Source organism: Pseudomonas sp. MYb541, from assembly GCF_037479595.1.
Taxonomy (GTDB): domain Bacteria; phylum Pseudomonadota; class Gammaproteobacteria; order Pseudomonadales; family Pseudomonadaceae; genus Aquipseudomonas; species Aquipseudomonas canadensis.
Genome location: NZ_JBBGYS010000027.1, coordinates 61,108 through 72,438 on the forward strand (window position 1 = coordinate 61,108; position 11,331 = coordinate 72,438).

At 61.4% G+C, this 11,331-nt stretch carries 8 protein-coding genes; 6 read left to right on the forward strand and 2 right to left on the reverse strand.

Annotated elements, in window-relative coordinates; all coding sequences use genetic code 11:
* Positions 1-70 precede the first annotated feature (70 nt).
* Positions 71-1,726 carry a lipid IV(A) 4-amino-4-deoxy-L-arabinosyltransferase gene (gene arnT / locus WH299_RS17675; protein WP_126571364.1) on the forward strand — a complete coding sequence of 552 codons (1,656 nt, stop codon included), beginning with the start codon at positions 71-73 and terminating at the stop codon, positions 1,724-1,726.
* Positions 1,726-3,246 carry an ArnT family glycosyltransferase gene (locus WH299_RS17680; protein ID WP_339550906.1) on the forward strand — a complete coding sequence of 507 codons (1,521 nt, stop codon included), beginning with the start codon at positions 1,726-1,728 and terminating at the stop codon, positions 3,244-3,246. The genes arnT and WH299_RS17680 overlap by 1 nt, the downstream gene beginning before the upstream one ends.
* A gap of 3 nt (positions 3,247-3,249) precedes the next feature.
* On the opposite strand, the gene WH299_RS17685 is transcribed toward WH299_RS17680, so the two are convergent.
* Positions 3,250-4,176, reverse strand: a complete 927-nt coding sequence (locus tag WH299_RS17685; protein ID WP_339500359.1) for an ATP-binding cassette domain-containing protein — start codon at positions 4,174-4,176, stop codon at positions 3,250-3,252.
* 560 nt (positions 4,177-4,736) lie between these two features.
* Between WH299_RS17685 and WH299_RS17690 the strand changes: the two genes are divergently transcribed.
* A complete protein-coding gene (locus tag WH299_RS17690) occupies positions 4,737-5,045 on the forward strand; it encodes a DUF6124 family protein (RefSeq protein ID WP_028617021.1) in 309 nt (102 codons plus the stop codon).
* A 431-nt stretch (positions 5,046-5,476) separates the two neighbouring features.
* Here WH299_RS17690 and WH299_RS17695 read toward each other — a convergent pair whose 3' ends face one another.
* Positions 5,477-5,941 (reverse strand): Lrp/AsnC family transcriptional regulator, encoded by a 465-nt coding sequence (locus WH299_RS17695; RefSeq protein WP_122726208.1) that lies wholly within the window; start codon positions 5,939-5,941, stop codon positions 5,477-5,479.
* Positions 5,942-6,099: 158 nt separating this feature from the next.
* On the opposite strand from WH299_RS17695, the gene WH299_RS17700 reads away from it, so the two are divergent.
* The 3 genes from WH299_RS17700 to WH299_RS17710 all read left to right on the forward strand — a co-directional run bounded on the left by WH299_RS17700 (position 6,100) and on the right by WH299_RS17710 (position 11,274).
* Positions 6,100-7,887, forward strand: coding sequence for a tyrosinase family protein (locus WH299_RS17700; RefSeq protein ID WP_339550907.1), 1,788 nt, complete (start codon positions 6,100-6,102; stop codon positions 7,885-7,887).
* Complete coding sequence (locus WH299_RS17705) at positions 7,884-9,617, forward strand: hypothetical protein (RefSeq protein WP_339550908.1); 1,734 nt, start codon at positions 7,884-7,886, stop codon at positions 9,615-9,617. The genes WH299_RS17700 and WH299_RS17705 overlap by 4 nt, the downstream gene beginning before the upstream one ends.
* A 67-nt stretch (positions 9,618-9,684) precedes the next feature.
* Positions 9,685-11,274, forward strand: coding sequence for a hypothetical protein (locus tag WH299_RS17710; protein ID WP_339550909.1), 1,590 nt, complete (start codon positions 9,685-9,687; stop codon positions 11,272-11,274).
* Positions 11,275-11,331 lie beyond the last annotated feature (57 nt).

The window sequence follows — 11,331 nt, forward strand, 5'->3', positions numbered from 1 at the left end:
TTGTGATTTGCTCTTCTATTACTTCATTACTTGAAATCCCTACAACTAAACGTCAGGGAGCGACGTTTGCATGACTCATTTAAAACCCCTGCCAGTCTTATTACTGGCCTTTGTCGCGTTTTACCTGTTGCCCCTGGGCCTGCACGGCTTATGGATCCCGGACGAAACCCGCTACGCCCAGATCAGCCAGGAAATGCTCCAGAGCGGCAACTGGGTAGCGCCGCATTTCATGGGCATCCGCTATTTCGAAAAACCCGCTGGCGGCTATTGGTTGATCGCCTTGGGCCAGGCGGTGTTCGGTCAGAACCTGTTCGGTGTGCGCATCGCCTCGGCCCTTACTTCCGCTTTAAGCGTGCTGCTGGCCTACTTGATCGCCCGCCGCCTGTGGAATGACCCGCGCAAAAGCTTCGCCTGCGCCCTGCTCTACCTGAGCTTCGGCCTGGTGGCCGGGCAAGCGGGCTATTCCAACCTGGATCCGCAATTCACCCTGTGGGTCAACCTGAGCCTGGTAGCCCTGTGGTTTGCCCTCGACAGCCACACAGTGCGCGGTCGTCTGTGGGCCTGGGCCGTCGTGGGCCTGGCCTGCGCCCTGGGTTTCCTGACCAAGGGGTTCCTGGCCTTGGCGCTGCCGGTGTTGATCGCCGTGCCTTACATGCTCTGGCAACGCCGCCTGGGCGAACTGCTGCGCTATGGCCCGCTGGCCATGCTGGTGTGTTTGCTGGTATGCCTGCCTTGGGCGTTGGCGATCCATCTGCAGGAACCGGACTTCTGGCGGTTCTTTTTCTGGAATGAACACATCCGCCGCTTCAGCGCCGACAATGCACAGCACGTGCGGCCGTGGTGGTTCTTCCTGCCGATCATCGCGGTGGCTTGCCTGCCCTGGGCTGGGTTGCTGCCGAGCACCCTGCGCAAGACCTGGCAGGAAAAGCGCCAGCCGGCGATCGCCTTCCTGGCCCTGTGGCTGTTGTTGCCGCTGGGTTTCTTCAGCCTGAGCAATGGCAAGCTGCCGACCTACATCATGCCGTGCCTGCTGCCCCTGGCCTTGTTGATGGGGCATACGCTGGTCGGCCTGATCAACCAGCATAAAGCCCGCACGATCTGCCTCAATGGCCTGCTCAACTTCGTGATCGGCATGGCGGCCATGATCGTGCTGATCTACCTGCAAATCGCCCGACCGCTGTACAGCAACAGCCATGCAGAAATGTTCAGCCTGTCCCTGGCGTTTATCGTGTTGCTGGGGTGGATCCTCACCAACCTGCTACAAGCTTTCCGCCCGCTGACGCTGTGGGCGATGCCGGCCCTGGGCATCGGCTTGCTGGTGATCCTGCTGCCGGCAAGCATGCCGGAGTGGATCGCGGACAACGAAATGCCCGACCAGTTTGTGCTCGAACACTTGGAAGAACTGCAACAGACCCAAGCCCTGCTGAGCAATGAACTGGGGAATGCCAGTGCCTTGGCCTGGCGCCTGAAACGCCCGGAAGTCGCGTTATATGACACCGAGGGCGAGCTGCGTTATGGCTTGCAGTACGCAGGGTCAGTGCATCGCAAAGTGGGGTTGGAAGACGTGCAGACCTGGCTCAAGGAAAAGCGCCAACACGGCTCGGTCGGCGTGCTGATGCGCGTCAACAGCACCAGTGAAATGCGCGAAGCCGGGCAACTGCCGCCGGGTGGCAAACGCTACTACAAGGGCTCCCTCGAACTGATCATCTACCCGCAATCGCTTTGATGTCAGCTTTCTGGAAGACCGAACGCGGCGCCCTGCTGCTGTTGCTGGGTGTCACCGCCCTGCTTCTCCTGGCCGGTTTGGGCGCGCGCGACCTGTGGGGCCCGGAGACCCGATGGGCGAACATCGCCTTGCAGATGCTGCAGAGCGGTGACTATTTCGATCCCTATCTCAAGGGCGCGCCCTATTACGACAAACCCCTGCCCTCCTACTGGCTGATCACTGCAAGTGCCCACTTGCTGGGTGGCCTCGGTCCCTGGTCACTGCGCTTGCCGTCCGTGATCGGCGCCTGGCTGAGCGTGTGGCTGGTCTACCTGATCGGCGAACAGCTACTACGCAAGGGCACCGGGCTGATTGCCGGCTGGATGCTCGCCACCACCTTCTACTTCCTGTTCTGGGCGCGCGTAGCCACGGCGGACGTGCTGACGGTGTGTGGCGTGCTGGCGGCGGTCTGGTGGTACTGGCGCGGGCCGGAGGACACGCGGTTCGGTCGCTATACCGTGTTCTTCCTGCTGCTGGCCGTGACATCGCTGTTCAAAGGGCTGATCGGTTTTGTGTTGCCCGGCCTGGTGCTGCTACCGCACCTGCTGGCTGAGCATCGCTACAAGCGCCACCTCAACCTGCGCCTGGTGTGTGCCTTGCTGATCGCTGCGGCGGTGTATGCCGTGCCCTTCGTGCTGTCCCATGTCTACGGCGCGCCCACCTATGGCGAAAGCGGCCTGGCGCTGGTGTTCCGCGAAAACGTGGTGCGGTTCTTCGATCCCTTCGACCACATGGGCCCGATCTACACCTACCTGATCTACCTGCCCGCCTACACCTTGCCCTGGGTGCCCTGCTGGCTGCTCGGTTTGTGGCTGGCGCTGCGGCACTGGCGCCAGACCCCGCCTAACGTGCGCTGGCTGGTATGGGGCCTCGGTCTATTGTTCGTGTTCTTTACCGCCAGCGGCAGCCGCCGCAGCTACTACGTACTGCCACTGGTGCCCTTCGCCCAATTGCTCGGCGCCTGGTGGGTCAGCGAACGCCTGCTGGCCAGGCCTGACAGCACGCCACGTTGGTTCAAGGGGTTCGCCATTGCCGCAACGCTGATGCTGTTGATACTCGGCGTGGTCTACCCCTGGAGCAACGGCAATGGCGGCGTGACGCGCTTTGCCGAGGACGTGCGAACCGAAGCGACGCAAAGCGCGCCGTGGGAGCAATGGCAACTCGTGCTGGTGGAAGCGGACAACAAAGTGCCGATGTACCTGCAAAACGGCGGCAAGCCGTTCTACTACGTGGCCGAAACCCAGGACTTCCCGCGCCAGGGCGATAGCGCGGCATTCCTGGCCTGGCTGGAAAAAACCAGCGGCAAGGCCTTCGATCCGCAACGCACGATCATTGTCGCGCAGTACTCCAGGGACGATCCCGCGCCACTGGCTTACCTAGGCAAGGATCATCGGGTGATTGGCACCCAGCCGGATAATGGCGAGCGCATTTTCCACGGGCGGGAGAATGGGAGCGTGGCGTTCATTCCCACGGTCCACTGAGCATCAGGGGTGTTTGTTTTTCCCTGGGGTCGGGACGTCGATGGGCGCAACGCTGCTGGTCAACCCCGCCACCTGCTCCTGCACCGCCCGCCCCTCCGCGCGATTGCGGATAAACCCAGCACGGGTAAACCGCTCCAGGAACGGCACCGGCAGGGTCTTGTCCGGTATCACTGCCGGCTGCTCGGCCACATCACCGAACAGGGTATACGCGGCACTTGGCAAGTGCCGGGTGTTGAGGTCACTGGTCAGCCGTCCTTCCTGCAACACAATCGCGCGGTTGGTGACCCGTTGCAGGTCGGACAGACGCTGGGAAATGTAGAGGATCGCCACGCCCCGTGCGCGCTGGCTATCGATCAGGCCAAGCAGGCGTTCGGCGTCGGTTTCCGACAGGGCGGCGGTGGGTTCGTCGAGGATCAGGAATCGGGGTTTCTGGGCAAAGGCGCGGGCCAGCACCAGCAGTTGGCGGTCCGCCTGGCCGAGGCGTTCGACCGGGTGTTGCAGCGGCAGGTCCAGGCCCAGCCCGGCAGAGATGGCTTCGGCACGTTGCAGCAGGTTTTTGCGGTTGAGCAAGAAGTCGGCATCGGGTTGACCCAGTTCATCGAGCAGCAGGTTCTCGGCCACACTCAGGCCGGGGGCGATCCCATCGTCGGGACGTTGGTGCACCGCCACGATGCCGACCCGGCGCGCCGACAACGGTGAGGTGAAACGTTGGCGCTGGCCATCGACCCACAGTTCACCGGCGTCCGGCGCCAGGGTGCCGCTGAGGATCTTTACCAGGGTCGATTTGCCCGCCCCCGTGGCGCCGAGCAACGCCACGCCTTCGCCCGGATAAATATCCAGGCTGACCTGATCCAGCGCCCGTTGGGCACCAAAGGTTTTGCACAGGCCAAGCAGGCGAATCAGGAATTCGGGGGCAACGGGGTTGCTCATGGCTCATCTCTAAGGCGGAACGATGACTCATTACAACGCTCTACGGCGCTGATTTATTCCGAACAACAATGAGTTATGTCCCGAATTAAATGCATTACCTCATGAACAATCCAATAGCTGAATCGCATAGCCAAAATCTTTTGAGTTATAAGGCGCTTGTCAGCAGTTGGATGAATGCTTTCAGCAGGGCAACCCTGAATCCCATGGGGGCTGCGGTTGAGTTGTGAGCGGTAGGATTGGCGGCATTTGGTCATGGTTTGTAAAGGGCCAGCAAGGCGTGTCGCTTTTAATTGCAGGACGTTTCCTAGGCAATCCTCGCCGCCTTGTGCCTGCTGGGGTCGGTGGCTAGTCTTCGCTCCGTCACTGCCAATTCAGTGATCGGGTTTAGTCGCCCGGAATGACACAAGGCGCATAGTCACCGTAGTTTTATGGTGGCTGTGCGCAGGGCACCTTCGGGTGCGCCGGATTTCCTTGTGGCCGGTCGACTAACCTGCGTACAGCCACCACCCATCGTTTAGTCGCGACAGGTGTTAGCTCCTATTTACAAAAGGAACTACACCATGAACAAAGCCCTACCCGACCCACCCTGTGACCCCGCCAAAGACCGCGCCGCCTTCAACCGCGCCATTGACCATTACCTGCCTTCACAGGGTTTCCACGCCATCAACGAAGACCTCAGCTTCGAAGACGCCCTGCTCTACACCGCCAGTTTGCTCGACAGCGCTTCAGCGACTGCATTGGATTGCGGCGCGCTGCTGCCCAGCCCCGAGCGGGCCAAGATCCTGGCGGTGTGGCATTTACTCGAAATTGCCAAAACGACGGTGGATCGCTCCATCGCATGCTTGAAACCGTCGCCTACCCCTGCCTGAACGCGATCAGAAAATGTAGGAGCTGGCTTGCCGGCGATGGTCGTTAACGATGACGTGGGGTATCTGGATGAACGCGGCGTCCTCACGTTTTTCGCCGCCAAGCCGGCTCCTACAGAAAACGAAAAGCGTACCCACGATGCGAAGCGAGTCGCTCTTGATCTTGCTCTGAGGCGCCCCGTCAAACACGCTGGCCGAACGCAGGCTTGAATCCGTGGGTAACCCGGCAGGACGCCGGGTTAGCCGCGCTGGGCCAAGGATGGCCCATCGCGGCGGCCCACGGATTCAAGCCGGAGTGAGGGCACACCGAGCCTAGGCGAGGTGCCGAGTGTTGGGGCAAGAGCGTTTTGCTTACTTTGCCGCTTTTGCAAAGTGAGCCGCCGTAAGGGCGGAACCCTAAGTAGCCATAACCTAAATAACGGATATGTACTCAATCAAAACCCCACCCCCTGCAACGGCAACTCATAAGACTTCTTAACCGTCCGAACCACCAAAGTAGAAGAATAAGTCCGAATCGGAATATCCCGATAAGTCTCCAAAAACCGATAGATATACTCGGTATACTCCGCAGCATCCCGAAACTTCGCCACCATCACAAAATCAAACTCCCCCGTCATCAAGTAACAATCCTGAATCTCCGGATGACCAGAAAGTATGTGCTGCATCCTGCGATCAATATCATTGCTATCCCTATCCAACTTGATCAGAAAAAACGCCGTCACCTGGATCCCCAACTTGCGCTCATCCAAGACCGCCACTTTCGCCTTGATAATCCCCGCGCTCTCCATGCGGCGAATCCGCCGGTAACAACTGGTGGACGACAGCCCCACACTGTCGCTCAACAACTCCAGGCTCTGGTCGCAATCCTTTTGCAACTTGCCCAGGATTTTCAAATCCATGGCGTCTGTCATCGGTTCCAAATCGTCCTTGAAAATTGCAATGAATCCGTCGCAATGACGGGCCAATTTGCACAAATCCTGCGCAGTGGCTAGTTAACATCGATTCAGCTTAGCAGCCCGGCCAACACCTGGCCTTACGGCGGCATGAGAGGGATCTTATGATAGTCGCGAAACCGACATGGACCGCTGATATCCAAGGACTTTTCAGCGCTCCCTACTGGATACCCGTCAGCCAGCGCGCCGCCGTTGCGGCCACCTGGATCGGCTGCATGAATGCCTACGACGTGTTCCTGGAAGACCCGGCGTCGGTCAAGACCTGGTCGGAGACCATCTACCAGCACCTCGCGTCGCGTAACATGCCGCTGACCACCGACCAGCAGCAATTCTGGCCGATCGATGCCTTGGAAACCTTCCGCCTGTGGGTCAACCAGGGTTGGCGGCTGGACAGCATCTCGCCCTTCGACCCGGCCGAACGCATCCCACCACCGGCGTTGCCGCACCCGGTCAAGCGCGTACGCCAGGACATCCGCTCGCTGAGCGTCGACGAACTGAACCTGTACCGCGCCAAGCTGGATGACGTGATGCACATCGGCGACCCCGACAGCGGTTCGCCCTGGCAGCGTTACGCCTACATCCATACCAACTGGTGCCTGCATTACCAGGAAGCCTTCGCCCTGTGGCATCGCGCCTACCTGCTATACCTGGAAGCGTTGATCGAGTGCGCGATCCCTTACTGGGACTGGATGGCCGTGGACGCCAGTATCGACGGCAGCCCCCAGGCCGGCCTGCCCCAAGCGTTCCTCGATGAAACCTATGTGCACCCGCACACCGGTGAAGTGCGGCGTAACCCATTGCGGTATGCGGCGGCCAAGGACGGCTGTTCCAAGGTGTGCGCCACCGCGCCGGTCGGCGACGTGGATTGCCTGTATGTGCAGCGCAACCCGCTGTTCTATACCCAGGGCGAGGCCTTTCGTTTCGAGCGCACCCAACTGTATGGCATGAGCCGGATCTTTCAGCAGCAGGTGGTCGATGCGCTGGCGTTCACCACGTTCAGCCAGCCGCAAGGCGTGCCGGGCTACCCCTGGGCGAACATCACCAGCTTCGACCCGCCGCAACCGAATGACCTGTACCCCAACCGCGCGCTGAATTTCGACGGGCTTTACGAGCAGCCCCACGATAACTATCACGGCTGGATCGGCGGTGACATGGCCGATAACGCCTACACCGCGTTCGACCCAGTGTTCTGCTCGTATCACGCCAATATCGACCGCATGCTCGAAGTCTGGATCCGCGCCAACCCGGCGGCGCAGTACACCACCCAATGCCTGTTGCAGCCGTTCGCTGGCCATCAGGCCGACGAGGTGAGCTTCACCAGCGCCGATGCCTGGCGCTACACCACCCTCGGCGACATGGCCCAGGACAGCCGGCACATCGGCTACGACTACGGCACCCCGGTGGCCCCGCAGTTTGGCGCGGCGAAAACTGCGTGCTGCCATCAGAAACCGACTGCCGTCACCGGCCCCTGGGTGGTGTTCGACCATGTGCGCTGCACCCACGACACCTACCTGATCGACGTCTTCCTCAATCAACCCGACGCCACGGCGCAACATGCGAATGCCGACAACCCGCATTACGTCGGGCGCTTCAGCCGCATCGGCATGGGCCTGGTGGATGACAAGGGGCGCTGCATCACCCAAGGCGTTTCCCGCGCCCTGAACGCCGCGCGCAACGTCAAGGCGCTGAACCTCAAACCGACCGATACAGCGCAGTTATCGCTGATCGTGACCCATCCCGATACTGGCCAGGTGTTGACGCCCGATGCGTACGCGCCCCTGCCTGGCTTTATCGCCCAACTGGTGTGGGACGACCCACGCCAAACCTCTGCCGGGCCCGCTCCGGGCACCGGTTGCTGCTCCACCAACATCAATGCTGGAGAACCAACATGAGCACGCCCTTCACCCAATTCACCTCCCCCGCCGAACAAGCCCCCAAGGACTACAACAAGCTGGGCCTGGAGAACCAACTGCCCACCTTCGAAACCAACTGGAACAACAACGTCACCGGCTGGACCCAGATGTCGGTGATCGGCAACCCCTGGTCCAACCTCAACGACGCACCACGCTCGGGCTACTACAACCCGATCGAAAGCGGCTACGGCACGCAGACGCCAGTGACCATCACCTGGCAGCCCTTCCCCAATCGGCTGTGGACGTTTTTCTACAACAACGGCGCCGCCGTGGTCCCGCAACTGGGCGGCAAGGCCATGACCCTGGACCAAGTGATGCAGTTGACCGACCACGGCCAGATCACCCTCAACAACACCCTCTATTCGCTGTACCCGGCCCCCAAGGCGACCCAACTGCAAATCCCCAGCGTGCTGTGCAAGTCCATCAACTGGAACGGCCCTTACGCCGACTTTTCACCCTCAGGCCCACGGGGCTGGCTGGATGAATACTGCGAGTGGTCAATCACCCGCGATCCCGACGGCAACATGCGCAGCATCATGTTCACCAGCGAGAACCCGGCGTATTTCCTGACCATGTGGAACATCGACCCGCAGGCCGTGCTGGGGTTGTACAAAGCCTATGTCGACCCACAGGTGAAGATCGAAGACCTGTACCTGCGCTACACCGCCAACGGCCCGACCGGCAAGGCCGGTGATCCGGTGCTTGACCCCACCACCGGCCAGCCCGCCTACGACACCGTGAACAAATGGAACAGCGGCACCGTGCGCATTCCGGGTGTGTCAGGCGGCGCGATGCACCTGACCTCAGGCCCCAATACCTTGAGTGCCGAGATCTACCTGGCGGCAGCGGCCACCATCCTGCGGCCGATCAAAAGCAGCGGCAACCAACAGAACCTGATCTGCTGCGCCCAGTACGGGCAGAACTACCGTAACTCCGATCCGCATATCGGTTTCTCCGCCAACCAGGAAGCCGTCAAAGCCCTGATTTCCTTGACCAACCCCATCGGTCTGTACCTGCAACAACCGAAGTCCTTCAGCACCTGGAAAGGCCCGCAAGGCCAGGATGTGAGCAGCTACTGGCGCATCACCCGTGGCACTGCCGGCACCGGGCCGAACAACTCCGACCAGATCCTGCAGGCCGTCTTCGAAGTGCCGCAAAGCGCGGGGTTCTCGATCAACGACATCACCATCGGTGGCACGCCGATCGACTACGTGTGGGTGATCGCCAACGAGCTGAATGTGGCCCTGAGCGTAACCCCGGCGCCACTCACCGCCACGCCCCAAGAGTGCGATTGCGTGGCAGCCAACAACACCGATGCGCAACCCTGGCCTGTGCAATTGCTGCCGATTGATCTGTTCTACGGCCAGTCCCCCAGCGACTTGCCAGCCAGTTTTGCACCCGGCAGCTCGGGCCAGTTCGTGCTGGTGGTGCAAGGCGCTGACCCTAGCACCACGGCGGCAGATGCGCGGGTGCAGTTTTCCAACCCTGGGATCACGGCTCAGGTCACGAAATTCCTGCCGGATGCCTCGGCGATTCCAGGGCAGACCGACAGCGGCGGCACCCAGGGCTACATCATGACCGTCACCGTCAGCAGCAACGCAGCGCCGGGGCTGGTTAGCGTGCGTGCGCTGAACCCCAGTGAAGCGGCCAACCCCAGCGCCACGCAGCATCCGTGGGAAAGCGGCCTGGCGCTGGTGCCTGTCGCCTGAGTACCGCTTGGCCGCCCATGCCTGGCGTGGGCGGTCGCCTCTTGAGTCTTGAGCAAGGAATGCGATCATGAACGGATGGCTTCGCCCGCTGCGCCGGGCACGCTTGAGTGTGTTGTGCTGGATCATCTGCGCCCTTCTTCCCCTGCTGGGCACCACGCCGGCCAATGCGGCCTCGGACGCCCAGAGCTGCGTCAGCCAACTGGTGTTCGATCCCACCAGCGGCGGCTTCCTGCCGGTAAACAACTTCGGCACCGAGCAGGACTTTCTCAACTGTTTCGGCTGGCAGTTGTTCATCGCCATGAACTGGCCGGTCAACCCCGGCTGGCCAGCCAACCCGAGCCTGGCCGGTGAGCCGGACACGCAAAGCACCGCGGCCCAGTTCGGCGTGCCGCCAACGCCCGGCCAGCCCATGAGCAATGCCCCGGTGTGGGCCAGCTACAAGGACGCCAGCGATATCTTCCTGCCCGGCGCTCCCAAGCCCTCCGGTTGGGGCGTGGAAACCCTGGTGCCGTCCAATTGCACCGCCACCGGCAACCTCAAGGCGTTTTCCACGGGCGCGCGTAAATTCATCACGGCCACGTCGGAAAGCGCGATCAACCGCAAGCACCGCTTCCACTTGTCCAGCGGTACCCAGGTGACGCTGCCGGATTCGATCATGGAAGCTTCCGGCGGCTGGCTCACGGACCAGTCGGGCAACCTGGTGTTTTTCGAGCGCAAGGTCGGCAAGGCCGAGTTTGATTACATCGTCGATAACGGGCTGTACGACGCCGCCAACCAACTGATCGTGGCGCAGAACAGCGACAACCGGCACCCCGCCGGCCTGTCACTGCCCGCAGGCAAACTGGTGCGCGAGCTGCCGGCCCAGGCGCTGCCCCAGGAAGAACTCGGCGCCCTGGAACTCAAGGCAGCCTGGCGCGTGCTCACCAACAAACCCGAGCTGTACGGGCGTTACCTGACCACCGTCGCCTGGCTGCAGCGCCCCGACACGCTGCAATGCACCCAGGAAGTGGTGGGTCTGGTGGGCCTGCATATCATCAACAAGACCCAGACCCAGCCGAACTTCATCTGGACCACCTTCGAGCAGGTCGACAACGTGCCGGACAACGGCACAGCAGCGCCCCAGGGCTACAGTTTCAACAATCCGGCCTGCACGGGTGATGCCTGCACGCCCAACGTCGCACGGGTGCAGTGCGATGCCACCCACACGCCGCCCAACTGCACGCCCCTTGATCAGCCAGTGCAGGCCACTCGGGTCAATGCCACGCCCCAGGACCTGCAGGTGCTGAACACGGCGGTGCAGCAGACTTTCGCCCAGAAAACCCAGGGCCAATCAGTGTTCCAGTACTACAAACTAGTGAATGTGCTGTGGTCCAAGACGCCCAACGCGCCCAACGATCCCGGCCCTGGACCCAACGTGCAGGTGCCGCTGTCCTATGGGCCGTTTGTCAGCGACCAGAGTGTCGTCGTCGCCAACACTACGATGGAAACCTACGTGCAGACAGATAACTGCAACGACTGCCACCAGTACGCGGCGATTGCCGGCGGGTCCAAACTGGCGTCGGATTTCTCCTTTCTGTTTGGCAATGCCGACTCGGCGAAGAACACGCGCCTGATCAAACGCATCGAGGCGTTCAAGACCCTCAAGGACAACCCGTAGCCGAGGCAAAAAAAGGGGGCGATCAGTGATCGCCCCGAACAGTACAACGAGAGGTCC

What these genes read in the sequence shown, in the direction of transcription:
- arnT (WP_126571364.1), top strand. Translation starts at nt 71, where the DNA reads ATGACTCATTTAAAACCCCTGCCAGTCTTATTACTGGCCTTTGTCGCG.
- WH299_RS17680 (WP_339550906.1), top strand. Translation starts at nt 1,726, where the DNA reads ATGTCAGCTTTCTGGAAGACCGAACGCGGCGCCCTGCTGCTGTTGCTG.
- WH299_RS17685 (WP_339500359.1), bottom strand. Translation starts at nt 4,176, where the DNA reads ATGAGCAACCCCGTTGCCCCCGAATTCCTGATTCGCCTGCTTGGCCTG.
- WH299_RS17690 (WP_028617021.1), top strand. Translation starts at nt 4,737, where the DNA reads ATGAACAAAGCCCTACCCGACCCACCCTGTGACCCCGCCAAAGACCGC.
- WH299_RS17695 (WP_122726208.1), bottom strand. Translation starts at nt 5,941, where the DNA reads ATGGATTTGAAAATCCTGGGCAAGTTGCAAAAGGATTGCGACCAGAGC.
- WH299_RS17700 (WP_339550907.1), top strand. Translation starts at nt 6,100, where the DNA reads ATGATAGTCGCGAAACCGACATGGACCGCTGATATCCAAGGACTTTTC.
- WH299_RS17705 (WP_339550908.1), top strand. Translation starts at nt 7,884, where the DNA reads ATGAGCACGCCCTTCACCCAATTCACCTCCCCCGCCGAACAAGCCCCC.
- WH299_RS17710 (WP_339550909.1), top strand. Translation starts at nt 9,685, where the DNA reads ATGAACGGATGGCTTCGCCCGCTGCGCCGGGCACGCTTGAGTGTGTTG.